Source organism: Photorhabdus viridis, from assembly GCF_040256935.1.
Taxonomy (GTDB): domain Bacteria; phylum Pseudomonadota; class Gammaproteobacteria; order Enterobacterales; family Enterobacteriaceae; genus Photorhabdus; species Photorhabdus viridis.
This window is the reverse complement of sequence record NZ_JBEJZY010000047.1, coordinates 12,338-36,282: the sequence shown is the minus strand read 5'-3', so window position 1 is coordinate 36,282 and position 23,945 is coordinate 12,338. Positions and strand designations below refer to the sequence as shown.

The window sequence follows — 23,945 nt, the reverse complement described above, 5'->3', positions numbered from 1 at the left end:
AGCCAGAGCGCTCATCACATGAAAGAAGAACCGGCCCATAGCGGTACTTGTATCGATACTATCAGTGAGGCATATAAGCCGGTCACCCGGCTTTCAATTTACTTCGGCACTGGCGGCCACTCAACATCAGGCGCTTGATTCACATCTACACGAGTGAGTAACACACGATACTTTTTCCACTCCAGCAATGCGGCTTTCTCTGAATCTGTCGCGACTTCTAAGTCAACAGAGTCTTGTAGCAATGAGATTGTTTCATTTGCTTGTTGTAATAGTGCTGCTTGCTGTTGTTTTGCTTCATTGATTTGATGAGACTTGAGTAAGTCTTGATCAACTATCCAGTCTTTACCGTTCCACTTATCGAAATCTGTGGGTGGTTTCTTGAATGTCAGTGTGTTTGGTAACTCACCGATTTCCGTAATTTCAATAGCCGCACGAGTCAGCGTGTCGTAAGCCACTTTTCCGCGATAGTCGGGGAGGATTTCCCAACGGCTTTTATCAACACTTCTGCATACGGCCACATCATGAGATTTCGGCAGTTCTGGCGCATCAGGATAAGCACCGGCTGATAAACTGACACCGAGCATCACATACTCGATATCTGACGCGATGAATTCTCTCGTTATCTGATTCGAGTGATAAACCTTTATCCAGCCTGCTTGAATTGCTAAACCATCTTTACCCAATACGGCTGTTTCATGTTCTAAAGAGTATTTCTGTTCTGTCATTATGCTGCTCTCACTATGTAGTTAAATGCAACGTTGCGGGGGCGGGTTTCGTTTGCACCCGAGGAATATGTTGATACTTTTGTTGAGGACACATCGTTTTCAACAACGACCCACGTTTTTGATGTAGAATCAACGTTAACTGGCATTCTGCCTGTTGGCATTATGTGACTATGTGATTCATTCGCGCCAGCTTGCCACGTGCCACATACTCGCCCCGGATCGACACCACGGCTATCATCCCATCCTCGGATAAACTCGCCTCTTAAATCGGGCACTCTACCGGCAGGATAAGCTTCTGCTAACTTCGGATATAAAGACTTATCGAATGTCTGACCGTTGCATGTGAGATAGCCAGCAGGCGTGTATCTATGCGGGTACGGAAGCGGGACGCCGGCAGGGGCCAAGCGATCAAGATAATCATGTAAATATCCCGGCACACCGCCGCCGACAGACCATGTATTTCCGTAAATATTTCCATCCCCAGTTATTGCTGACGCCGCATTACCGAAGCTTAGTGCTCCATCACGCCGGATGATAAACAGCCCGCCGCCATCATAACCGTTCGTCAGAATAAGATTGCCGCCCTTATCTTTATAAATTGCTGCACGAATTTGTCCGTCGTTATCAGTAATGTAATATCCCAGTCGCTTATCGCCTTTTAATGCAATTTGCCCGTAAATATCTCCGCCAGTTTTTGGAAACGCATTATTCGCCTTATTCACCGTCTCCACCAAACCGAGGTTTTTTATAAACGCGTTTTTATCAGGAATATCTGCACCGTTCTGGTTTTTAGCTAGTTTATTATTAGCATTGTCATTAACTTCACTAACCAGCTTTTGTGATGCGGCTAATACACTGCTATTGCCAAGTTTGTCTGTCAGTTCAATACCTCTTTCAGCTGCAATACTTTTAATTGCAACGGCAAGTTGATTTAATTTGTTTTTGTCGGGCTTAATGCCCGCTTCCTGCAAAACCGCCAACAATTCAGCTTGCACAATGTTAAACCATTCTTGGCCGGGGTAGCTGACAGCAAGACCCGCGCCGCCCTCAGTAAACCAGAGCGGTGTCGGATTGCTTGCCGGGGTAATGGGCGGCATCACGCTAACGCCAGAGGGGTTATCAAGTCCAAACATCGTTAATCCTCATGATAAATAAATACAAATTCAGTTTCAGCGGGGGCATAGCGTTCTAATAAACACTCAAGGTCTGCCGCGTCAGCAACACGCAAGCGCTGCTGACAATTATCAAGCACTGTTGAAAAACGAGCAGTCCTTTCAAAGACATGAATAAAGACACGAAACCAATTCTTTTCTGGATAAATGGGATAGTTGCATCCACGTAGGCAATGGTGAGGGTAATGCTCCTCAATTTTGATGCGATAGCCCCGTTCTGCGGCCAGATGCACATAAAATTGATTACAAAGACTGCCTGACATCACTAATTTTGCTTTTACTGCCTGCCGGCGGCTGTCAATCGTTGACTCATCGTCAATACTGCAATCGGGAAGCCCGGCAAAGTCTTCCCAATCTTCAAGCAGCATAAAAGCCCGGTCGGCATAAATTTCATTTAAAATGGCATCATTAATCACATCGATGCGGGCAAATTCTTCGCCGGTAGCCAGCATTAATTGACCCAAATTGCTATCAGGATCTTTTAGCCAGGTTTTACCGTTGGGCAGCAAATCAAGCCCGGATTTTTGATAGTCTTTTGCGGTCATTGCCATTCGACATCTCCGAGTACAAAAATTTCATGTCCGGCTGCATACACGTCCGCAACAGGTGAAATCACAGTGTTATCAATTTCACCCGGCGCGTTAGAAATGGTTGCCCGCATTTCTGATAGCAAAGCCAGTCCACCCGGCGGCAGATTTTCCAGATAACCTTTCAAATTGGTTTTTACCGCCTGTCTGACGACTTCTGTGTTCGGCGATAAGCGAATACGAAAATTAATGATCTTGGCAGCAGGGCTTTCAACAATCAGTTCTGCACCGGTAGTCTTCCCCTCTGCCTGATTAGTCACCGGGTTAATATGCCCGGTCAGGTATTCTTTCACACGCACCAGATCGCCTGGTCGTGGAAATATATTGGTTTCTTCGTCCATCACGAACAAAACACCGACCGACCCATAGCCACGGTAGCGCGGGATACACCACGCACGAGTGACCCCGGCACATTCCTTCGCCCAGCGTTCATAGTCATATTTATTGCCCCCGGAGGGGGGATATTGCACTCTGAACAACAAACGAGAACGCAGTGAATCAATCGATTCCAGTTCTGCACCACCGCCAATGTAATGAGTCATGGCTTGGGTTTTCACACCGACAACCGGCGAAACCAATTCAAATTCAACCCCAGCTGCTGTATTTCCCTGCCTGCCAGGGTTAATCGCTATAATTGAAACCCGATTTTCACCCGGTTCCGCATAAACATCATCAATAGACTCAAAGACAATACCGTCAGGGCGTTGAAAGCGCGTACCTTTGGGTACCACAGTTTCATTTAACACAGTTACTGTAATACTCCCTGTCGCCTGCGTAGCGGGTTTACGCCATACCCCCCAGAATTCGCAATGCTCAAGGAGTTTGTCATCATCCGCAAGATGCGGAACAACTTGTCGGCTGGTCCACGCGAGATGATCATGCAATCCGGCGGCATTGCCTGCATGAGCAAAAGCAATTGCCCCCGTGGTACTGAATGCAGAACGGGCAAATGTGCCCGGTAAACGACTTTCAATATCTGACTGAGTACGAGCCAGTAATGTACTAAGAGGCGGGGCTTTATACGGCATTTAAATCACACTTAAATGGGCTTTAAACGACAATGGCAACACACTGCCGTCGAATAGAGTAATATTAATTGTCAACAGTAAAACCCCACGTTCGGGTGCTGCTGCTGCAACAGTGATTTGCTTTGCATGGTTATCTTCAATCAGCCATGTCAGGGCTTCATCAGCATAGGCTTTGGCACGATGCAAAACCGATGACAGTTGTTTTTCCCGCGATAATAGCCACAGTCTGCTGCCGATTGGCCGCTTATTAAATGAGTCACCCCACCAACCGCGTTTGTCAGTACCGGCCCCCGAAGGGAGTGCATCAGAATCCAGTGCCCGGCGGTCAGTGAACAAGGAAATAATGACGGCGGTAGCTAATGAATTATCAAGAGTGATATCGGCATGATCGATAGCGATGTCCGCGTTGTTGGTTTGCCATTGAAGCGCGATATCATTCATGTGGTTTGCTCGTGCTGTATCCGTCGTGTTCAGTATGAATATGGTCTTTACCGCTGGTTGAACCTGACATATGATTGTCCGCTGTACTGACCCCCACAATATCAACATTGCCGGTAAAGCGGGTTTGGGGTGTGTCAAACACGATCTCATCCGCCACGACTTCCAGACGCTTGCACTGGATGCGAACAACCCCATTTTCAGTCAGTAAAACATGATGCCCTTCCAGGTGATAAAGCGCACTGTCACCCGCCTTTAACTTACCCAACCGACTGTTTTTATTGTCGACGGCAATCGCAACCAGGTGCTGGCGAACGCCACTAACCGACAATACAATGGCTTCACTGCCGACGGGCGGAACGCTACTGTGACCATAGTTTTGGAACCGTTCTACATCGTCAGCAGCTTCATCAGCCAGCAACGAAACTTGCAGGTTTTGCTGTTTCAGTGAGTCATTGACAATATTAACCACGCCCCGCGAAATCAGCAGCCGGACCCGGCGCTGAAGGCTGGCAGTGAGTTTATTAAGCTGATTAATCATTTCCATACCCCATCATTGGTTTTGGGTTCAGGCTGGGCGGGTTCGTTAAAACCGTCACGCGGCATCAGTTCGAGCTTTGTTACCGTGCCCGCATCGTTATCAAGCGTATAATTCACCGAGATAATCAACAGGGCTTTCTCATTCAATCCGGCTGGCTGGGCCTTTAGCACCACAAGTTCGTTAGGCTGCCAAAGCTGGCCGTTTGGTTTGAACCAGCCGGTGACCCCCACCGTTGCGGTTACGCCATGCGCCAGTGCGCGTTTTTGCTCCCACGAACCGCGTGCATTGCCTTTCGCCTTAGTCAGGTTATCGTCAGCAAGAATAATAGTGGGGCGATAGCGGGTAATTTCAGCATCATGCACATCAATATTAATCGCGGTAGATTGTGCCGGGGTTTGGGTTTCACCCCATAAGCCGCCAGCGGCATTACTGCCTTTGACGCGATACAGACTGAACCGGTCAATCCACGATAGATAAGTGTCAATCGTTTGAATTTTCACGCCCTGATTGTCTGCCGGCCCTAGCACCAAAACACCGGCTTTTTCCGTGCCGGCAGTGGTAAAAACCAGTTCACCCAGGGCATTACTGGTTACCAGCACACCACGGTGCCGGGCCGCGCGGGACAGGTTATCAAACACAGTTTCGCCGGGTTCAATCTGCCATTGTTTGAACACGGTTGCCGCCGATGCTGTTTTGACTTCCCAGCAAACAGTCACACCAAACGGCTTACACAAGTCTTTGGCGATAGTTTCCAGCGTGACATTACGCCACTGACCCTTGCCATGTATTGCGGCACAATCGACTAAATCACCGGTTTTATCCCGGCCTGACACTGTGATAGTCCGCTCATCATCAATACGGGTTTCCACCGTATCCACATAACCGGTAATTACCCGCTGACCATTTATTTCGAGCTGACAAGATTGTCCCGGCATGAGTACCAGCGGTGAGTCACTGCCTTTAACGGTGACACCTAGCGAAAATTGCCCGGCCATATCTTCAATACTGCGGGTCACATCCAGCGTTTTCCAGCCGGAATAAATTTTATTGCCCAAAATTAATTCTATCGTGTTAGCCATTGATGACCTCGATTTCTACACCACCGGTGACGAACGCCGGGTGTCGGATACCGTTCCGTCGGATAAAACGAGCAAGTTGATGCACCTCACCCGTTTCACGATAAAGCGTGACCAGCGCCGGCTCTGTTCCTGCCAGCGCAATATGTCTGGCTGTCGGTAACGCCCCCGCCGTGGCCTGCATTTGTTGCACAAAAGTAATGCGAAAATCTCGCAGCTGATTTGAGGTCTCGAACCAGCCCAAATCACCGGTTGCTATCAGTAATTGCATCAGCTCATCATCAAGCTGTACGCTGGCTTTACGGGTATCATCCAGCGTTTCAATCAGCGGAATAGAGGTTACCGGGATTTCAGCCCCAGATTCGGATAACTGAGCATTAACGGCTGACGGAGAAAAAACGGTGTAAGATGTTCCGGCCAGGGTTAATGAAGGTGCCGGCGGTTTGGTTTTCGCGGCTTCTGTCGCCGCGTTTAACACTAACCCAGCAAGTTGAGCCGCAATAAAAACCGTGGTGGTGGTATTAACAACATGCTGTAAATGCGCCGCTGCCGGCACATTCGATTTTGATTGCACCTGAATACTGCTGCCGGTTTTACGTAATGCCCGGCTGGCAATGGCGGGTGGGGCAACTTCCGCCATGCCACTGACCAAATTAGCGATATCATCAAAGAGCTGATGTGGGGTATTAATCAGATTCTTTAAGGCACCTTTCAGCGCCAGCGCGGAACCCAATAATTGATTCATACCGGCGGTGGCCGGTAAGCTACGAATACCATTAACAAGAGTGTTAACCGTCGCTTCAACGGTATTCAGCGTGTCAGTGACTTTAGCCATTGCGCCGGTGACTGTGTCCCATGCCGCCGTGACATCGGACAGAACGCGGTTCGTCAGGCGGTCGCTGTTCAGTTCGGGCTTGTGTGCTTCAACCGGGGCGGTCTTATCTGCTGCCGGTACAAAAGTGACAGAGAACATGGCAACCCCACCGGTATAGCAGGATTCGCGCACGGTGTAGGTTTCGATTTGGATCCGCTGCTTGCCCCAGTACGGATGATCGATTTCGCCCGGTTCGGGGGCTTCAAGTGCCGTTATCAGCGCATCACGTTGACTAAAATAGTTATCACCCAACACCACCGCCGTAAATGCATACTCGCGGGTGGTCAAACCCAGGTCTTCGGTTTCGCCGTCATCCCGCAAGGGGTATTCATGGCGAACCACACGACGACCACCGGTTAATGTCGCATCATCAATAATGTAGAACGGGGCACCCCGGAATGCCCCTTTACCCGTCCCGACTTTTGAACGCCAGGAGGTATCATTAAACAGGGTTAACACGCCATCAAAATCGGGTATCATCAGTAACTCTTCCCATAGCTGTAGCCGGTGTTCACTCGCAAATCGATATTTTCCGATTTGACTGATGTGGTTTTCGCTTTGATATCCCCGGTCGTTTCAACCTGAATTGTAATCTTGCCTTCCGGCGGTTTTTGCTGCGGTCGGGGCTGGCGGTATTCCCACGGCTCTGTAGGGTTCGTCGTGTCCGTAATATTCGGTGCGGTATTTTCCCCCCAGTCACCGGTTAAGTAGGGAGAGGGTTTAATCCCTTCTTTGGCTATCTGCTCGTTACGCTCATACCACCAGTTCTTAAGGCTGATGGGGAATATTTGAGAACCGCGTTCTTTACCGTTTTCGTCGTAGGCATGGGGATATTCTTCACGCATCTGTTTGAAATACTTATTAAGATTTTTATCTCGCTCTTCGGGTGACAACAGGGGCAGCGCAACGGTTGATGCAATTGCCGCTCCGCGGATCCTGCCTTTTTTAAACTTAAAATTGTCGTCAGGCCCTGTTGCATGATTATTGTTGTTCTGGTCTTGCCAGTTCGTCACATAAACGGGCACCACATCAGTACCACTTAATGGCCCTGAAGGGGTATCACCACCCGCCGAACCCGCCGGGCCGCCCTTAATATATTTAGCAAAATTGTATACCCCTTTACCGGCGCGATACACATAACGCGCCGCCACAGCCGCCCCGATCGCATACGCGGCTTTTTCAACGGCAGCGGCGTATTTATCCAATTCTTCTGGGGTAAGCGAATGTATAGCGTCAGCCAAATCCTGAACAGGTTTAGCCAGCTTTAACTGAGCAAACCGCTCGCCGGTGTTCGCTAGTGACGTTAATGCCCCATTAAACGTCTGGACATTCTGTGTGGCCTTTTTCTCCAGCAGGCCATTTTCAATATTATCCGGGTGAGCAATTTTTTTTACCAAATCACGTTTTTTAGGGTCACCGAGTATCATGATAAATTTCAGGGTGTCGCCATCAAAAACATCTTTTAAATTGTCTTCCTTATTTTTGGCCGCAGTGCCGATTTCAAACATTAAATCCGCAGGTTGTTTTAGTTGCTTACTTTTATCAGTGGATTTTATTCTCCCCTTTTGCCACAGTGTCTTTAATTTATCTTTGTCAGTAATAACCCCAAAAAAATCTTGTAAGGCACTGTCCGCTTGTGACGGGTCATTAAATTCAGCACTGGCTATTCGCATCATCGCCAACAATTGCCCTTGAGCTGTTGGCGACTGCCATTTTGTATTTTTCGCTTGTGCAGCAATTGCTACAAGCTGCTCTTTAATATTTCCAGTTCCCTCCTTCGAAGTGGATACTACTGTATCTAGCCAGCGGCGCATTGTTTCTGGAGCTTTATAACTTTTACCCGTTGTCCAAAGCTTACCCAAAACATCACCAGCTTCACTAGCATCCATCTTAATCCCGTTGATACTGAGCGCAATATTGTCCAGTTGCGCTAAGGTCGCCGCAAAATCATTTGTTTTTCCCAAAAAGGCTTCTGCACCGGTCATGAGATCGGATGTACTGAGTTTACGATTTGCAGCGACCTGACTGATAGCGGCATCCAGTTTCATCACTTGATCGGCAGTCATGTTGTAGCGCGTGCCGATTTCTGTGATTTCTTGTTGATGCTCCGCAACCCGTTTGCCCGCCATTGCCAGCCCGCCGCCAGTGACAAATCCCACCAGGCGGTTATCAAATTTATCCAGAATGCCGTTCGCCCCAGTGACCGCACTGGAAAACAGCCGCATTGAGCGACTGCCTTCCGTGCCGAACCGGCGGATACTGGCCCCAAACTGCCGGGCTTTTTGCGTGACATTGCCGACCAGATTAACAATAAATTCGGCGCGATTTTTCGTGGTCATTTAGCGTTTCTCCAACCAGTGTGAATACAGCCACAGTTTCGGCAAGGGTAAGGCCAGCGCCCAGGCTGGCCCACTTTTAAGCCGGATACCGACAGATAAGGCAGTGCGTTCAACGGCCCGAACGCACTGCAAACTATCGCCCCTCGTCTGCGACTTGCCTCATCGTTTCCAGCGCAACATGACGCTGTAAACCGGCCTGGCTGGCGATTGACTCCAAATCATCCTGATGCAGGGTTTTTAACAGTGCCATCGGTATCGGGCCGTTGATATTGCCAATCCGCGCGATAGTGCGGCGTAACAGCTCATAGCCCATTAGCGCCGGACTGGAGAGTAGCATCGGGCCTTTTTCCGTCATCACCACCCGCTCACTGGCGGTTTCGGCATCAATCAAATCGCCGGCGGTCAACTGGCGTAGCTCGACATCAAATTGTTTTTCGGCCTCGTCATCATGGCCGTATTGCAGGCCGTGCTTTAACTGAAACATGGTTAAATTTCCTTACATTCAATGCCGATAAATTCCGCGGATATCTCACCTTTGCTGGTGAGCGACACATTACCATCACACCAGGCGTTAGCCAGCATGAACCGTTCGCCGGTATCACATTCAAATTCGATAGTCGCATCCACCATATTTTTAATCACAAACAGACTGACGCCGGGGCCTTGCGGAATCACACAGCTCAGCCGGGCTTCTTTCGGTGTTTGCTGCCAGCCGTAAACCCGGGCACCGATAACCGGGTCGCGGGTTACGCCGCCCGGCGTCAGTTGCGCGCCGTCCTTTGTTGGAATCTCTTTGCCATTGAGCCGGATATACGCAATACCGGTGTACTGATAGGGGCTTGCCATCATTTTTCCTTATTACAAAATAAACTGGATAGCGTGCGCATAAATGCGGAACTGATTAACCAGGTTCGGATTGCTGCGTACGTTAATGCGATTGCGATCACTGCTGTCGCGTTCCACAATCAGCGTCGCTTTGAAAGCGTCGAAATCTTCCACCAGTCCGGCAAATTCATGTTCGGTAAATAAGGCTAACAACTCCGTTCTGATGACGGACGGCGTGACTATCGCCTGTCCGGCGCTGAACGGCGTACCGTCATTAGCCAGCTTATGCCGCGGGTATTTTTGTGTGATACGTACCCGTGTCGAGTAACGCAAATACGAGAGAGTCGCGATAGTCTCGACATCCAGATAACTGGGGTCGGGGTCGCCGAAGCTGTTTTCACGATACATGGTTATCATGCGCTCAATCTGCACGACATTACCGGTTGCCACATTGCAGGTTGACAGCCCGTCATAGAGCAGCAGGTTACGTTCATTCAACGCCCAGCGGTCGCTGGCAGCAGGCGGCATAATGCCAGGCAATTGCAATGTCTGTAGGGGACGGGCCGGGTCAATACTCAGTGAGCCCACCGCCACACCCGCCAGGGTGGCCGCCCAGACATACGTTGGCTGTGGCGCAATCCCGGTTGCCAGCGTGGAAAACAGATAATCATTGCGTAACGTCCCGAACGTTGAGGTTTGCGCCAGTGTGCCGCGGTAGGCCATCCAGCAAATGCCATCAATCATCCGCAGCGGTCCCCAGCGGGTTTTCAGTTCGTCACGCAGTAAATCGAGATTCGGCGTATCCGTGAAGGGGTTAACAAGATAGTTCCACCAGGTATCACCGAATGCGGTAATGGCGGTCGCTAAATCGGGGTTGCCCGTGGCCCCACCCATCGGGGTGATCGCTAAATTGATGCCCGCCGGGAGCATTTCCCCGTCGTAGTAGTTGACCCGGACATCAATATCATTGCCGGTTTCACCACCCCATTTAGCTTTCAATATCACGGTGTCAGCCAGGGCTTCTGCACTTGCTGTTACTGGCAGTTTTTCATGTGCACTAATCGCCTCGCGGATTTTGCCGGCCATCGTGACCGCATCATCACCGGCTTTGACAGTGACACGCACGGGAACGCCGGCTATCATCAGCGCAATTTGCCCGGTTTGAGCTACCTTACCGATAAGCTGAATTTTCCCCTCAGCCCTGACGCCATCGTCAGTATCGTCAAGGGCGAGCGCCCACAGTTCAGCAAACGCGTTGCCTTTAATAAATGACGCAGCCATTTCAGCCAGCATAGAGCCACGCCCGAACGCGATTTCAGCGGCGCTGGCCGAAGTGACCCGAAAAGGTTGCCCGGCGGGTACCCGCCCGGTTTTCAGGCGCAATCCCAAGAGTAGCGTCTTATGCAACCTCTGCGGCGTGCCGGTGACGGCAGCACTGTTATCAAATTCGATATAGCACAGTGGCACCCGAATATTGGACGGGATTTCATTAAATGAGAGAGCCATTTATTGCGCTCCTTTTTTCGTTGATACAGCAGGGATTTCAATCACGTCACCGTCTTTCAGCCGGCGCAGCCAGAAGCTGTTACGGGGTTTTTTTTCCCCTTTTTCCGCTAAGGGTTGATAGGTTTCAGGGTCACGAACAACCCACCCCGGTGTGGGTTTAATATGCAATTCAGTCATGGTGTTAATTTATCCTGAATAGGTAAAGGGATCAGGGCTTCCTGTTCAGGCGTCCCCGCTGGCTGCCCCCATTGCTGATAATGGGTTGCATAATCGTCTAAATCGTCAATCACCGTCGGGTCCGGCAACGGTTGCGGCGCATCAAAATACAGCCCATACACCGCTACGCCTGCCTGACTTTGCGTATCACTCCACAGGTTGCCAACCTGGGTCAGGGTGAAGTTACCCGCCGGGGCAATCCGGCGATTGTTCAGCCAGGCAGTCAGTCGCTCAACAATCTGATAAATGCCCGGCACCTGGGTTTGCCGGCCATTTAACACGCTGGCGCTGACAAAAATGCCCCAGGTGCTGATCGCGGTATGACGTATCTCGCCCTGGCGACTGCCCAGCCAGGCAACATAAACCGCCGGGGCGGTATTGATAATCAGTTTGACAGCGCTGTCGCTCCACTGCCCTGGGTGGGTATCCACTTTGCGCAGTGTTTTACCAAATAGCTGTTGGATGCCCGTCAGTAACGCGTCTGAAATATCGCTGGTGATAGCCGTTGTCATCAGATAAAACCCCGTGATTTCTCGCGCTGCCAGACGCTACCCGCGCTGGTGATTTGCGCAATATCACCGCCCGCCGGGCGTTCAGCCGCTTTACTGAGTCCGAGACTGACATCCCCGGCGGCGACTTTTTCCAGCAGACGGATCGCATCTTCACTGTCTTTGGTGGCTTTTTCCGTTGCTGCACCGTCTTCGAGCGAAAACCGCGCCAGCACACAGGCCACCCTGACCAGCACGGCCGGCACCGTTTTCAGTGGTAAGGTCGCGCGACTGTCGATATAGCCGTCAATCGTCGCGCAAGCATCATCCAATGCCGTTTGTATCAGTCGCTGACGCACAAGAGTCAGTTCGTCATCGGTCAATGCGGCCCAGTTATCAATCTTGACATCCGTCAGGGTGTTCAGACCGTCATGACTGTAACGCGCGTACATATCAGCCAGCGTGGCATAACTCATTTATTCGCCTTATCTTTCTTTGTGTTAGCTAACGTAGTTGTATCATCTTGATGAGCCAGCCGCCCCGGTTCGTTATTATCGGTATCTGTCGTAATAACCGTGACAGACAGACGCGGATCAGCTTCCAGTGCCTGGCGCTGCTCGACATTAACGGCTGACAACGTGTTTTCACCCGGGTCAAACACAAACCCGGCCCGGCGATAGCCATCATGGGCGGTATTAACCACCACCATTTCAACCTTTTCAGCCATTGAAATTTTCTCTGACATAACATTTCACGTCCTTTAAACGGGATTTAAACGGGGCGTTAACCCCGTTTAACAGGGAGTTAGAGGTAATCCGCCACAATCAATTCCAGACGGCCTTTCATTTCATTGCTGACAGTGCCGCCCTTAGCATCAATCGTCAGCTCACGCTCTAATAGCTGCGTGGCCTCTTTTTCCATGGCAGGCGGAACAACCAAATGGGTGGGACGGATTGCCAGCGGACGCCCCCCATCGGCTTTAAATTGCCGCATGGCAGAAATCACCGACCAGACGTTACCTGCGGTTAATGGCGCTTTAGCGGCGTAAGCCAGTTGCCAGAATGAATAACCCGCCTCACAACGAGTATCGACGCCGTATCTGATGAGCTTACGCATAAAGTTCTGCTCATCATCGACTTTATCCATCGCTACCATTTCCGGTGCTTTACGTTGCTGGAAAATAATGGGTTTAATGGCCCTGGAATTATCAAGCACAAACCACGGCGCCCCTTTGTAACTGTCATCAGTTAAGATATTGCTGACCGATGCGGCATCCCCTTTACCGTCGACATTGGGGTAGACCGGATGGTCAGCATCAAAGAAATTCTGTTGGTCGTAACACAGATTGGCGAAGCCGTTTGACAGTGCACCGAATACCAGCTCATCGGGCTGCACCCCGGCAGCACGCCCCAGTTCAGTAAATAAGGGGGAGTAAATGCCGATGTTATCGTCTTCAATATCATCCCGATCAACGCCCACCGTGCTCTCAAATGGCCGGTTAATGATTTGATAACCGTGTGATTGCATATCTTTGATAATCCGGTCACCAATCCATTCACGCAGGCCCGGAAACTGCCCCAGCCAGCCGTAAGTGTTGGATTTTGTTGTACTGGCCACCACGGTCGCAATTTGCGCGTACTGGCTGGGAGCCTGGTCAAGCCCGTTTTGAAAATCGCCGTTCCAGCCAGTGAATAACGCTTTAATCAGCGCGGGGGTCACAATCGCCATTATTTGGCTCCTTTTTGTTTGCGTTTCAGGAATTCAGCCTCAGATAACCCTTGAAGACGGGCCGCTTCTTTTTCAAAAGCAGAAAGGACAGCCATACGCGACGGTTTTTTTGTGCTCAGTGTTTGCCGGCGGGTGAGTGCCGCAATGCTGGTACGGCCCGCAATGGCGGCATTCAGTTCTGCAATACCATGTTGTCGGGCTATTGCCCGCAAATAAGGCACCTCCGCCGCGACAACCCGCCCTTGCCGGCGGGCGCTGGTGATAATCGACTCCGCACTTTGTGCACCCGACCGGGCACTTAACACCGCGGCGCGGCGGGCCAGAATTTGATACGCGCGGGCAGGAACAAACTGCGTTAAATCCACCCCACTTAATGCAGCCTCTTCTAAGATTTGCTCCGCTTCGGTGATATCGGCGGCGGCATCATCAACGATATCGGTTACGCCGCTGGTGACACTGTCCGGGTCTGTGGTGTTTTCAATCACCGCTTGCGTATCAACAGCGGCCTGGGCTGAGGCTTTCAGTGTTTCAATCGCGGACAGCGCCTGATTCAGTAAATCACTGAGTGCGTCTTCACTGAGTTCGGCGGTATCGTCGGGCAGTTCAATACCCAACTGCTCCAGCAACTGGAGTAGAATGTCATTCATAAAAGTTTCCTCAGATTTGGGGAATAAGTCAGATGCCGCGAGTACGGCCAGGGATTGCATGCCGGTTAAACCGGGGTCGTTGGTGAGTGCGCCCATCCTCAAATAAAGGGGATGGCCCAGCTCGTTATAAGGAAATACGGCGGACAGATAAGCCCATTCGCTGTTATCGATGGCGGTCTGAGCCGCCGGCGTTAACGACAGGCGAACAAACAGCCCCAAACCTTCGCGCCACTGCATATCTGTTGCGGGATTTTTCAGCCACGCCGCCGCAATCGCGTCTTTGCACGCAGCAGCATCTTCCTCTTGTTTTAATGTCACATGGTTGTAATCAAACAGCACAGGCTGACCAATAGACGCGGTAGCCGCAATAAACTGTTCAGCAATCGCCGCATCGAGGAACCACTGCCCACCGACAACATCGTCCGGGCGGCCGTCACGGGCACTAAAATGACCTGCGGGCAGTAGCTGATACCAGCCATCGGCGGCCTGAGTCATCGAAGCATTCAGGATCGCTAAGCGGGGGTTGGGGGTTGGGCTTTTTGTTTTCATGCGGCCATTCTGGACAGGATGAAAACAAAGTGGGTTTGTGGGGGATCACACCTGACGGGGAAAGAAAAGATAAAACGGGGAGGCGCAGTGACACTATACCCCGTTTAAAACCCGTTTAAAAATGCCCGGAGGCGTTTAACTTTTTTTAGGCAAGCGCTAACACACTAACGCGCTTTCAATGCGGCTGCGTGCTGTGTATTGATAATGTCGATCACATCCGCCACGCCTTGGGCCGATAGCCCCATATACGGGCGAGCGGGGACCGCCGCCGGGCCAGGCGGCATATCAGGTAATCCCCCCCACATCTGAATCGGGGCATAGATTTTGTTAGCGCCGATCGTCGCGCTCACCGCGTCGTATTCTGTTGACAACGACATCGCCAGCCCCCCTTGCGAACGCTGTAACATTCTGCCCGTTTTGCCTTTTTTTGCCAGTCTGGCTTTGTACTTTTCGGTTAACGGTTGCCAGGGGTTACCGGTTGTTGGGTCAGCTTCTTTCGCAAACGCGTCTTCGCTTTCACTCGCCAGGACAGCGGCAATCGCACGGGTCACCGGCGTGGTATCCCGCCCCAGCGTTTGTACCCGTTTAAAGGCTGCTTGTATCGCCGCATCATCAAATTGATAGTCAAGTTGCATTCATGCTCACTCATGATAAGATAGGTTAAACAGTGTACGAATAACGGTAATTCGACGTCAGCGCAAGCCATACGTTTATGCGGGTTCGACTCCCGCCATTGTGACAAGCCCCGTTATTCGGGGCTTTGTTGTTATAGCGTGCCTTTCAGTAGCTCATAATTCCCGCCGGCGACGCCTTTTTTCAGTTCCGTTAACGGCACCCGGTACGTATTAATCACCACATCTAAGGTATCCGGTTGTTTGCGTACTGACCACGGCGCATTGACCACCGTTTTCAGGGTGCGGTTATCATCACTGCGAATATACAATACATTCTGATTCTGCTTATCCCACAGTACTGCGGAGGGATTAGCCACTATTTTAGGTAACGCTTGATATTCGGCCATGGTCAGGGCGACGCCTTTTTTCTGATGCTTGATACTGTCAGCGTGTACCAGGTCTTTTTCACTGATAGCCAGCACGCGTGCCGCAGGCTTGCCGGTCCGTTCCTCCACGGCCACGGCAATATCCTCGGTCATAAACCCCAGCGGCTGAATATTGTTGCCAGGGCGCCGCTGTGTCAGCACCTGGCCGACCCATTGCGCGAACGCCTGTTGTCGTACCGGGGCGTTATTCAATGACTGAATAACCTGCTGACGGAGTTCACGGTTTTGCAACCCAATCAGCTTACGCGCAATACTGATATCTGACCCCATAGCCAATTGCCCGGCATTGTTTGACCAGCCCGCGCCGGTGGTCATGCGCTGCTTGCCGTTGCGGTACGTCGTGACTGCTGACTGATAAACTTCACCTGTCCGCTTATCAACCCCCGTCTCAACAAGTTGGGTACTCACCGCGCCGAGACTGGACTCCACGGTTAACCCCATCCGTTTCACCTGGGCGGCAGTCAGTGCGCGAACGCGGCAGCGACACCCCCAGTCGTTAGGTGGATAGAGCGTGTTCCAAATCGGATCATCAAAACGAAACACCCGTCCATTCATGGCTGCATGGCTTTTCCGCGTGTTCTTGTCCATCACAGCCAGATACTGCCAATAAGGGTGGGTCTCGGTGCTCGCCAATTGCTGTTGATATCGCCCGGCCTGATACGCGGTAGCCAGATTAGTGCGATAAATCGTTGCCAGCCGGGCCGGGCTGCCTAACTGGACGGTTTCCGCATGACCGTCACCGTCAACCACAATTTGCTTACCCCACCAACCCTGTTCTTGCAAACGGGGTTTCAGGGTCTGGATAAAATCGCGTTCGGTGGCGCCCTGACTCAGCGCTTTATCCACCTCATCACGAATAGTCGTCAGAATATCCATCCGCGCCGCTTTTGCCACGGTGAACGCTTGCGCATGACTGGCGGCCTCGGTTTCCTGCCAGTTCCAGCTAATGTCGTAGCCTTTAGCGCGAAAGTAATCCACGGCCAGCTTTGGCTCTAATTTAGCGGCAATCCCCAAATCAACCGGCTGTGGCATTCAGGCGTCCCCACAATTGGGCGACGAACATCGCCCGGTGCAGCATATCGGTCAGCTGTTCATCCTCCATGTCAGCATAGAGTTCAGACGCTTTATTTTTTGCCGCCTCATAACCGCCGGTAGTCAGCGCTTCAATGACAGGCGTTAGCAGCGGGTCAACGGTGTTTTGCCATTCCTGGCCGCTTACCGCACCGGGCATCGTATTCACCGATGTCACCGGCTCCGCCGTTAATGCGGTCCAGCCGGTTTTAGCGTTTAAGAAGGCGGAAGAGAAATCCGGGGTTGCAGGCGTCTCGGGGGCTTTCAGACAGGCTTCATCATCGGCAGCAACAGGAATTTGCAGCTTATCATGCACCCATTGCACCGGAATTTTCATCCCCAGACCGACCAGCCCTGGCAGCGCGGCGGCATAGGCGCTCACGTCTTCCGGTTCGGACAAATCAAATTCAAACACCGGCTTACGCCGTTGATTATCAAACGACTTGCAATTGAGGGCGTATAACGGAAACACCAGGTCTCGTGTCAGCGTGGCCGCCAGCTGAGTTGCATCACTGTTGCGCACTTCGAAACGGACTTCATTATGGACGTTACCCAGGGCGTTGGTACTTGTTGCCCCGTCGGCCTGACTGGTGAGGGTGCCACCCAGGATAGCTTTGGACATACTCAGTTCAGCCCAATTCATCATCGCTATAAACGGATCGGATGTCCCGTCTGCCGCCGCTTTAAAATCAATCAACATCGAACGGGGAATAATCCCGCCGGCGTTATGACCGATTGACATGACCGCATGCAGTAAAGTCTGTTTCTCTTTGTCGGTCGCACCCGCCGGATATTGTCCCACGCGAATAGGCAGACCGTAAATTTCCAGAAACTCGGCCAGGTCCCTGACCGAATAGTTTTTAAAGATAAACGGCCAGACCAGAGTACGGATTAATCCGGTACGAGCAAGATAACCCGATTTGGATTTGGCAATATGCTGTATCCAGCCGAACGGCTGTAAATCTTCTCCGTCAGCGGTCCCATTCCGCAGGCGTAACTGATTACGTTCATCTTGTGACGTCTGAAACCAGGCTGGATCACGCCATTCGACTGCACGCGGAATAATCAGCTCGCCGGCATTTTCCCATTCAATTTCCTGACAGCTGAACCCTTTTAGGATCGCATCCGTGGCATCAAAAAGACAATCGGGCAACCAGCTGGCATCTAATAAGATTTCGGTCAGTTCTTCTGAATCCCGGATTTCTTCCCGGCTGGCCTTTGGCGGCGGCTTAACTGACCAGTCAAGCGACTGGATAGCCCGCCGGCGCTTACCTAATTCTGATTGCAAATGCGCGTCTTTTTCTTCCATATCTTCCGCCAGTTCACACTGTGATAGCAGCTGGCCGCGCTCGGCCTCAATCAGAATGTCAGCCGCGCGCGCGGGCGTCAAACCACTGACCGGATGATCACCATAATATCGGCGCAATTGTGATACGCGTGACTCATCATCCTGAGTCTGCATCTCGTGTTTAAACCAAAATCGACGGCCAACCGCATCCACTAACCTGTTGAATATTTTCACCAGCAGCCTCGCTCAAAGGTCGGTAAATCGTCATCGTCATTTGCCACGGTGTGTTTACCCGGCAGCGGAATAAAGTCAATCATTTGTCCCTCCATATAGGTCGCGCGGGTAAACATCAGGTAAGCCCCGGCACTGTCGCCATGGCGTTTTTTACCGTCTGTCCCGGTTCGGCGAGTTTTATCAATTTTCGGGACGCCCCGGATGTTCTGAATTTGGCGCTGGTCGGCAATGATGTCTTCATCTTTAGGAATACGGATGTCATTGGATTCATACAGCGCCTTGTATTTCGGTGACCATTCACGATAGAAAGTGTCTGTAATATGGATAGCATCGACCATATTTTCACCGTAGTGCAATAACACGGCTTCCCCCAAATATCCGCCGTTCCCTGTCGAGTCGATGGCAATCCCGACCAGCCGGGGGAGCCGGTCAATCATAAAAAAGGCTATCTGGCGTTGCTGATTGTAAGGCACATCATGTAATTCAACGGTGACATGCAGAATGCGGCGGGTGTCCTGCTCAATACTCCCGACCCCGATGACCGATAAATCGCCGGAACGGGCAAAATCCTGCCCGTAAGCATGGCGGGTATCAGGATCCAGTTTTTGTAATGCCGGTAACAGCGTCTCTTCACAAAACGTCAACACGGTGTTTTTACGCTCGTCTTCCGTCCAGGTCATATGGCCCTTGGGCATAGCAAAACGGACAACAACACACCGGGCATCGGTTGCCCGGTCAATCAGCACACGGGGGATATAGGCCCCGCTGCCCTGCTTCGGGACACAATAATACTCTTCCAGCGCATCCTCTTCTGTCGCCGTGTCTTTGAGCAGGTTGGCTTTCCACTCGTCCTCTTTTTCCTGCAACCAGGTTTGCCGGGAAACCTGACAGATACGTTTATACAGCCCGTCATTGCAAGCATCATCCAGTGTGATGGTATGCACAGCGTACCGCTTGCGCCCGGCACGTGAGTCCTGGATCAACTCGTTAAACAGGTTTTCATTGCCATTATGCGTCGAAATAATGCGCACTTTTGCGCCCCACATCGTCAAAGCCAGCGCGGCTTTCAGCACTTCGGCCAGACGGTCATGGAAAGCGGCTTCATCGATGGTGACGTTCCCCTGCATCCCGCGTAAGTTCTTCGGATTGCTGGATAATGCCTGGACTTTAAACCCGCTGCTAAAGTAAATAACAAACGTCAGAATATCTTTGTCTTCATCGTCAAAGACTTCTTCACCGACTTCACCCGCCGCCAGCCCGTAAGCCTTAGCCCACATGGCCGCCGCATCAATAAATTCCCGCGCCATTTCTTTATTGGAACCAATATAGAAATGGTGTGTGCCGCCGGCGTCACGGGCTTTGGCGGCGGTCAGTGACGCGTCAGCGGCTTCAGCCCAGGTCAACCCGGTCCGCCGCGATTTTTCCGCAATTTTTAAGACCGATTCATCGGCGATCCAGCGCTTTTGATAACCCAGCAGCACCGCATTGGGATCAAACGTTTCATCGTTAACGGCGTTGATAATAAATTCCGTCGCCGGGTTTAATTCCTGTGCCAACAACATTAAACAATCCCCAAGATTTGCCGTTTGATCTCTGCCGCCGCTTCTGCCGTGAGGCCGGCCTGCTTGACCAGGGTTTCTGTCTGCCCTGCCGCTTCCGCCGCAAACGCGGCCCGGATTTCTTTTTCGCGCTTCGTGCTGGTCATGGCGGCCTGTTCAATCCGGGCGGCGACCAGGGCTAACTGAGATAAGGCTTTCGGCTCAACCGGCTCCCCCCCTTCGGCCAGCTTCATACTGGTTTCAAAGGCCAGGGATTTCACAAATTCTTGCAACAGCTTCCCGACGTCGGAAGAGGGCGCAGACCCCAGACGGGAGACCCACACATCGGCAATTTCCCGCCCGTCTCGGATCCGGGCGCCGAGGGTTTCCATGCGGGAGGCATAACGATTCAGGCCCGTCCGGGAGATTTTCAGCGCATCGGGTAAGCCGCATTCATCAATCAATTCATTCACTGCCGCGCGGATATCTTCCTGGGTATGACGCTTATCACGTAACAAACTGTGCAGCTGGTCGCGGATGGCCTGCGGCAACAAATCAATCTTGGATGAGCGGCCCCGTGTCCGTTTATCATTCATGACTATCCCCTTGGCCGGGGGCGTTTCACGCCCGGTATGGTACTGCGGCCCTCAGCAACATCTGCGCCACGCCCCGTTAAAGTCATAACCAGGCAACCGGCGACATCATTGACTGAAACCAGCCCCTGTTCAGCCAGCCAGTGGCAATGTGACTTCACCACATCACGACTGACCCGATGACCGTAGGCATCCAGGCAAGTCTGTAACACGGATTCATTGGCATCACCGCCACACTCAACCAGCGACCGTAAAATCACCAGTCGCTGGTCGGTATTTAAGATTTCACGCAGGGATGACATTAATTCTTTTCCTTTAATTCATGTTGTAATAACAGATCGCTCATATGGCGCAACTGGCGTAACTCCGGCAAGGCGGCTTTTAAATCGCCGCGCAGGTTCGCCATCTCCAGCTGCAAAGCGTGTAATTCTTTCTGATTCGGTAAAGTCGACAAGGAACCTTCCAGCTGACGTACTTGCATTTTGAGTAACTCCACATCATCACGTTTGGCGTAGGTTTTACTGAGCAACACCAGCCCCACGTTAAAGGTGATCGTGACCGCCGCCCACACCATCGACCAGTTTTCTTTAAGAAATGCCAGCACTGAATTTTTTCTCCCATAATTCAACCTGTTTTTGACAGTCAACACAGCGCTCAAACGCCGGATTGATGGCAAGCCGGGCGGGATCAATCCCCTCGCCACAGTGACCGCAAATGCCGTTCCCTGCCTGAATCGGCCGCTCAACATGGGCTTTTAGGGCTAATGCGCGCTGGCGTTGCTCTAACTCACACGCCCGGTCAATCAGTCTGCTCATTTTGCTTTTCCTGTTGTTGGGCAGCCCAGGCTTTGATTGCCAGGAGCTTTTGCTCCAGTTCCTGGCTCCATTGGCCGTACCGGCTGGCATGCGTCAGCAACGCATGCGGTTTCCCGGAACGGGGCATCGGCGGTTTCGCGGGCAGCTGTAACAGCTGAGGAGGAATGGCCGGGCAGGCTGAAATCACCAGGGGCGGCGTGGGGGTAACCGAGCGCGGTTTGGTAGAGCCGCAACCCGTCAGGACCAATACCGGTATAAGCACTGCCATCACGACTAAGGGCATCAGGAATACTTTGCTCAATACGTTGTGTGGTCTGCGATAAGCGTGTGATAGCGGCGTATAAGTCATTTGACATCTTTTCGTTTGCATGTTGCTGTGCCTGTTGCTGTTCAATCAAATCGTGCAGCGCGCCAGCGTTTAATTCGGCAGTGGCTTTTTGTGCCCGATAAAAAGACAGTTCTGCCTCTTTGCGGTTTTCAATTTCCTGATTGATTTGAGGTTGCAAACGTGATCCGGCCCACCTGTCCCCCAGCCAAATGCACAGCGAACCCCATACCACAATGAGCCAATAGCGTCGGATAAGATTAATCACGGGCAAACACCTCGCGGTTTTCTGTTACGTCTACCCGCTGTTCTCTGTCACGTTTAATGGCGGCTTGTTTTGATGCCTGAGAATGCGTGACCCACGCCGCCAGATAGCCGACGAACAGATATTCATCCATATGACCCGCCAGTGCACACCACAGCAGTACCATTGTGCTGGCAATAAATGCCCCGAATAAGGTGGTATCAGAAGTTGAGAGGCGACCGGTTGCCGGGTTGCTGATAAGCTGCTTTAAGTGCGCTAACATACCGGTCTCCTGTGGTGTTCAGCCCGCCATAAGCGGATATCTTGAGCAGAAACGGATTGCCAGCCCCGACAAAATAGCGATTGATAAGTGGCGTTATAGCTATAAATTGGAATGTCGATGATATCGTTGCCGGCCAATGCCTGCTGTAAACAACGTGCCCGCCCGGCTTCATAGATATTGAGATAGCGCGGGTTACGCAGTTCAGCAATTTGTCTTTTTAATAACTGGTCTGAAATTGGCGGCGGCAGCATCACAACACCTCTAACACGGCGGATGTCAGCTTATCCAGCCGGTTAAACCAGCCGGATAAAAAGGCTTTTTGTGTCGGGTTCACGGCAATAATCCGGGCGTAAGTCAGTGCACGGCGGTTAAGCAGCCGGATAAACAGATATTGCCGCGCAAAGGTTTCAACGGCATTGAGCGTATCAGGGCCAATAACGCCGTCATCCCGCACACCTGCCGCACGTTGTAATTGTTGTACGGCGGGCTTGATCCCGTGCTGAACGGCGGCATCAAACACCGCCAGCGAGATACCCGCCGGTAACTTATCGCCACCGGCTTTCAGCCAGAAATCCCGATAATAGATTTCGGTGGCCTCGTCTTCGGTTAATGCGACAACATTGAGGTGAGGGTAGCTGCGCTGACTGATACCAAATTTTGTCTGGCCACCGGTGTCATGGGGGTTATTGACATAGCCGCCTTCCACGGGCAGTAAGTAATGGATAGCATGGATAAAGGAAACGCTGTAACGGTAAGTCATGATGGCTACTCGTGAATAATCGGTAGCTCATCATCTTATGTTGCGGGGAGAGGGTGGGTTTGTGGGGAGTCAAACAAAACCCGCCGAGGCGGGTTATTCACTGAAAAGCTCACCTTGATAGCGTTTACGATGGAGCGCTAATTGCTGACGCAGAATAGCATACACCGTCGAATGAGTGAGGTGATATTTTTTTGCTAACTGCACAACATCACCGCGCGAACAACTCCACTCATTAAACAATCGATTATCACGTAATGCGATTTTCAATGTATCACCGGTAGGTAAATAAACAGCTCTGCCGCCATAGTAATGAGCTAACACACCAGCTAACTTACATGCAGAAAGTTTTGCATTTTCTTGATTTGTATTTTGCCTCTGTAGTTCACAAGAAAATAAATCAACAATATCAGCCAATAATTGTGGCCACCTTGTTTGTAGTTCATCTGATGGGATTTCATCAATTTGATCTAATAATTCACCAAGTTCTTTATGGTCGTGGTCGAAAAGTTCTAGGTTCATAGCTATCTCGTTATACAGATACAGGCTCAATAACACATGACAGTTCTAAGGGTTTTTTGATAGCAATAATTTTCCAACCATCGATAACCACTGTCTTAGTTTGAAACTTCTCCTGCCAATCTTTATCAGACCATAACTGGTTTATGGCCTTGGTATTGGCAGTAGCGTTTTCATCCCAGTAACCCGCCTCTGGAATAATTTCCTTAGAGATTGATGCACAACCTGAGGAAAACATATCTGAAATGGGTTTTGAAAAATGCGAATGAACCGCAACTCTATCGCCCGATATTGTGACTTTCATTTTTTCGTTATGGTGGATTGTTAACTCAGTAATCCATGTATCATTCTTTTTATACCAATCAGTTACTTTTACCTGATACTGTGCACTAACCCTCATATATTCCATGACGCTATCTTTCGTTCCCGCCATTGACAAAAGAGGGAATAGCAAGAAAACTAACAAAATATTTTTCATC

Annotated in this window: 33 protein-coding genes and 1 pseudogene; all 34 read right to left on the bottom strand. The window is 51.2% G+C overall.

The annotated features are described in order from the left end of the window. Nucleotides 1–69, bottom strand: a pseudogene (locus ABR397_RS18295) (DNA-invertase); the annotation flags it as partial. 29 nt (nucleotides 70–98) lie between these two features. Then, nucleotides 99–725 (bottom strand): tail fiber assembly protein, encoded by a 627-nt coding sequence (locus ABR397_RS18290; protein WP_350306986.1) that lies wholly within the window; start codon nucleotides 723–725, stop codon nucleotides 99–101. Then, nucleotides 725–1,858 carry a tail fiber protein gene (locus ABR397_RS18285; protein ID WP_350306985.1) on the bottom strand — a complete coding sequence of 378 codons (1,134 nt, stop codon included), beginning with the start codon at nucleotides 1,856–1,858 and terminating at the stop codon, nucleotides 725–727. Before ABR397_RS18285 ends, ABR397_RS18290 begins: the two co-directional genes overlap by 1 nt. 2 nt (nucleotides 1,859–1,860) lie before the next feature. Continuing rightward, the gene (locus ABR397_RS18280) at nucleotides 1,861–2,448 is read right to left on the bottom strand and encodes a YmfQ family protein (RefSeq protein ID WP_350306984.1); all 588 of its coding nucleotides are present in this window, start codon (nucleotides 2,446–2,448) and stop codon (nucleotides 1,861–1,863) included. Continuing rightward, nucleotides 2,439–3,512, bottom strand: coding sequence for a baseplate J/gp47 family protein (locus ABR397_RS18275; RefSeq protein WP_350306983.1), 1,074 nt, complete (start codon nucleotides 3,510–3,512; stop codon nucleotides 2,439–2,441). Before ABR397_RS18275 ends, ABR397_RS18280 begins: the two co-directional genes overlap by 10 nt. Then, nucleotides 3,513–3,953, bottom strand: a complete 441-nt coding sequence (locus ABR397_RS18270; RefSeq protein ID WP_350306982.1) for a phage GP46 family protein — start codon at nucleotides 3,951–3,953, stop codon at nucleotides 3,513–3,515. Beyond that, nucleotides 3,946–4,491 carry a phage baseplate assembly protein V gene (locus ABR397_RS18265; RefSeq protein ID WP_350306981.1) on the bottom strand — a complete coding sequence of 182 codons (546 nt, stop codon included), beginning with the start codon at nucleotides 4,489–4,491 and terminating at the stop codon, nucleotides 3,946–3,948. Before ABR397_RS18265 ends, ABR397_RS18270 begins: the two co-directional genes overlap by 8 nt. Next, a complete protein-coding gene (locus ABR397_RS18260) occupies nucleotides 4,488–5,570 on the bottom strand; it encodes a phage baseplate assembly protein (RefSeq protein ID WP_350306980.1) in 1,083 nt (360 codons plus the stop codon). Before ABR397_RS18260 ends, ABR397_RS18265 begins: the two co-directional genes overlap by 4 nt. Continuing rightward, nucleotides 5,563–6,921, bottom strand: coding sequence for a DNA circularization protein (locus tag ABR397_RS18255; RefSeq protein WP_350306979.1), 1,359 nt, complete (start codon nucleotides 6,919–6,921; stop codon nucleotides 5,563–5,565). The genes ABR397_RS18260 and ABR397_RS18255 overlap by 8 nt, the downstream gene beginning before the upstream one ends. Further along, nucleotides 6,921–8,780, bottom strand: coding sequence for a hypothetical protein (locus ABR397_RS18250; RefSeq protein WP_350306978.1), 1,860 nt, complete (start codon nucleotides 8,778–8,780; stop codon nucleotides 6,921–6,923). The genes ABR397_RS18255 and ABR397_RS18250 overlap by 1 nt, the downstream gene beginning before the upstream one ends. After that, nucleotides 8,781–8,912, bottom strand: a complete 132-nt coding sequence (locus ABR397_RS18245) for a hypothetical protein (RefSeq protein ID WP_350306977.1) — start codon at nucleotides 8,910–8,912, stop codon at nucleotides 8,781–8,783. It abuts the gene before it with no gap. Nucleotide 8,913: 1 nt separating this feature from the next. Beyond that, entirely contained in the window at nucleotides 8,914–9,264 is a 351-nt protein-coding gene (locus tag ABR397_RS18240; RefSeq protein ID WP_350306976.1) for a hypothetical protein, read from the bottom strand. A 2-nt stretch (nucleotides 9,265–9,266) separates the two neighbouring features. Beyond that, nucleotides 9,267–9,626, bottom strand: coding sequence for a phage tail tube protein (locus ABR397_RS18235; RefSeq protein WP_036769165.1), 360 nt, complete (start codon nucleotides 9,624–9,626; stop codon nucleotides 9,267–9,269). Between the two features lie 12 nt (nucleotides 9,627–9,638). Continuing rightward, the gene (locus ABR397_RS18230; protein ID WP_350306975.1) at nucleotides 9,639–11,111 is read right to left on the bottom strand and encodes a phage tail sheath subtilisin-like domain-containing protein; all 1,473 of its coding nucleotides are present in this window, start codon (nucleotides 11,109–11,111) and stop codon (nucleotides 9,639–9,641) included. Further along, nucleotides 11,112–11,288: a DUF2635 domain-containing protein gene (locus ABR397_RS18225; RefSeq protein WP_350306974.1), complete on the bottom strand. Its 177-nt coding sequence runs from the start codon at nucleotides 11,286–11,288 to the stop codon at nucleotides 11,112–11,114. Further along, nucleotides 11,285–11,839 (bottom strand): DUF1834 family protein, encoded by a 555-nt coding sequence (locus ABR397_RS18220; RefSeq protein ID WP_350306973.1) that lies wholly within the window; start codon nucleotides 11,837–11,839, stop codon nucleotides 11,285–11,287. The genes ABR397_RS18225 and ABR397_RS18220 overlap by 4 nt, the downstream gene beginning before the upstream one ends. Then, nucleotides 11,839–12,291, bottom strand: coding sequence for a gp436 family protein (locus ABR397_RS18215; protein WP_350306972.1), 453 nt, complete (start codon nucleotides 12,289–12,291; stop codon nucleotides 11,839–11,841). Before ABR397_RS18215 ends, ABR397_RS18220 begins: the two co-directional genes overlap by 1 nt. After that, nucleotides 12,288–12,560: an HI1506-related protein gene (locus ABR397_RS18210; RefSeq protein WP_350306971.1), complete on the bottom strand. Its 273-nt coding sequence runs from the start codon at nucleotides 12,558–12,560 to the stop codon at nucleotides 12,288–12,290. The genes ABR397_RS18215 and ABR397_RS18210 overlap by 4 nt, the downstream gene beginning before the upstream one ends. Nucleotides 12,561–12,619: 59 nt before the next feature. Continuing rightward, nucleotides 12,620–13,543 carry a Mu-like prophage major head subunit gpT family protein gene (locus tag ABR397_RS18205; RefSeq protein WP_350306970.1) on the bottom strand — a complete coding sequence of 308 codons (924 nt, stop codon included), beginning with the start codon at nucleotides 13,541–13,543 and terminating at the stop codon, nucleotides 12,620–12,622. After that, nucleotides 13,543–14,739, bottom strand: a complete 1,197-nt coding sequence (locus ABR397_RS18200; protein ID WP_350306969.1) for a phage protease — start codon at nucleotides 14,737–14,739, stop codon at nucleotides 13,543–13,545. Before ABR397_RS18200 ends, ABR397_RS18205 begins: the two co-directional genes overlap by 1 nt. A 164-nt stretch (nucleotides 14,740–14,903) precedes the next feature. After that, nucleotides 14,904–15,374, bottom strand: coding sequence for a phage virion morphogenesis protein (locus ABR397_RS18195; RefSeq protein WP_350306968.1), 471 nt, complete (start codon nucleotides 15,372–15,374; stop codon nucleotides 14,904–14,906). Nucleotides 15,375–15,505: 131 nt separating this feature from the next. Further along, nucleotides 15,506–16,831 (bottom strand): phage head morphogenesis protein, encoded by a 1,326-nt coding sequence (locus ABR397_RS18190; RefSeq protein ID WP_350306967.1) that lies wholly within the window; start codon nucleotides 16,829–16,831, stop codon nucleotides 15,506–15,508. After that, nucleotides 16,815–18,392, bottom strand: coding sequence for a DUF935 domain-containing protein (locus ABR397_RS18185; protein ID WP_350306966.1), 1,578 nt, complete (start codon nucleotides 18,390–18,392; stop codon nucleotides 16,815–16,817). Before ABR397_RS18185 ends, ABR397_RS18190 begins: the two co-directional genes overlap by 17 nt. Next, nucleotides 18,389–19,954 carry a terminase large subunit domain-containing protein gene (locus tag ABR397_RS18180; protein ID WP_350306965.1) on the bottom strand — a complete coding sequence of 522 codons (1,566 nt, stop codon included), beginning with the start codon at nucleotides 19,952–19,954 and terminating at the stop codon, nucleotides 18,389–18,391. Before ABR397_RS18180 ends, ABR397_RS18185 begins: the two co-directional genes overlap by 4 nt. After that, entirely contained in the window at nucleotides 19,954–20,526 is a 573-nt protein-coding gene (locus tag ABR397_RS18175) for a DUF3486 family protein (RefSeq protein ID WP_350306964.1), read from the bottom strand. Before ABR397_RS18175 ends, ABR397_RS18180 begins: the two co-directional genes overlap by 1 nt. A gap of 2 nt (nucleotides 20,527–20,528) precedes the next feature. After that, nucleotides 20,529–20,825 carry a VpaChn25_0724 family phage protein gene (locus ABR397_RS18170; protein ID WP_407072888.1) on the bottom strand — a complete coding sequence of 99 codons (297 nt, stop codon included), beginning with the start codon at nucleotides 20,823–20,825 and terminating at the stop codon, nucleotides 20,529–20,531. Next, nucleotides 20,825–21,127 (bottom strand): DUF2730 family protein, encoded by a 303-nt coding sequence (locus tag ABR397_RS18165; RefSeq protein WP_350306963.1) that lies wholly within the window; start codon nucleotides 21,125–21,127, stop codon nucleotides 20,825–20,827. Before ABR397_RS18165 ends, ABR397_RS18170 begins: the two co-directional genes overlap by 1 nt. Next, on the bottom strand, nucleotides 21,111–21,338 hold the full coding sequence (locus ABR397_RS18160) for a TraR/DksA C4-type zinc finger protein (RefSeq protein WP_350306962.1): 228 nt from the start codon (nucleotides 21,336–21,338) through the stop codon (nucleotides 21,111–21,113). The genes ABR397_RS18165 and ABR397_RS18160 overlap by 17 nt, the downstream gene beginning before the upstream one ends. Continuing rightward, the gene (locus ABR397_RS18155) at nucleotides 21,335–21,931 is read right to left on the bottom strand and encodes a hypothetical protein (RefSeq protein ID WP_350306961.1); all 597 of its coding nucleotides are present in this window, start codon (nucleotides 21,929–21,931) and stop codon (nucleotides 21,335–21,337) included. Before ABR397_RS18155 ends, ABR397_RS18160 begins: the two co-directional genes overlap by 4 nt. Next, the gene (locus ABR397_RS18150; protein ID WP_350306960.1) at nucleotides 21,924–22,190 is read right to left on the bottom strand and encodes a hypothetical protein; all 267 of its coding nucleotides are present in this window, start codon (nucleotides 22,188–22,190) and stop codon (nucleotides 21,924–21,926) included. The genes ABR397_RS18155 and ABR397_RS18150 overlap by 8 nt, the downstream gene beginning before the upstream one ends. Next, nucleotides 22,184–22,441, bottom strand: coding sequence for a hypothetical protein (locus ABR397_RS18145; protein ID WP_350306959.1), 258 nt, complete (start codon nucleotides 22,439–22,441; stop codon nucleotides 22,184–22,186). Before ABR397_RS18145 ends, ABR397_RS18150 begins: the two co-directional genes overlap by 7 nt. Next, entirely contained in the window at nucleotides 22,441–22,950 is a 510-nt protein-coding gene (locus ABR397_RS18140) for a glycoside hydrolase family 108 protein (protein ID WP_350306958.1), read from the bottom strand. Before ABR397_RS18140 ends, ABR397_RS18145 begins: the two co-directional genes overlap by 1 nt. A gap of 93 nt (nucleotides 22,951–23,043) precedes the next feature. Then, nucleotides 23,044–23,469, bottom strand: a complete 426-nt coding sequence (locus ABR397_RS18135; protein WP_350306957.1) for a Mor transcription activator family protein — start codon at nucleotides 23,467–23,469, stop codon at nucleotides 23,044–23,046. Between the two features lie 10 nt (nucleotides 23,470–23,479). Continuing rightward, nucleotides 23,480–23,944 (bottom strand): hypothetical protein, encoded by a 465-nt coding sequence (locus ABR397_RS18130; protein WP_350306956.1) that lies wholly within the window; start codon nucleotides 23,942–23,944, stop codon nucleotides 23,480–23,482. Between the last annotated feature and the right edge of the window lies 1 nt (nucleotide 23,945).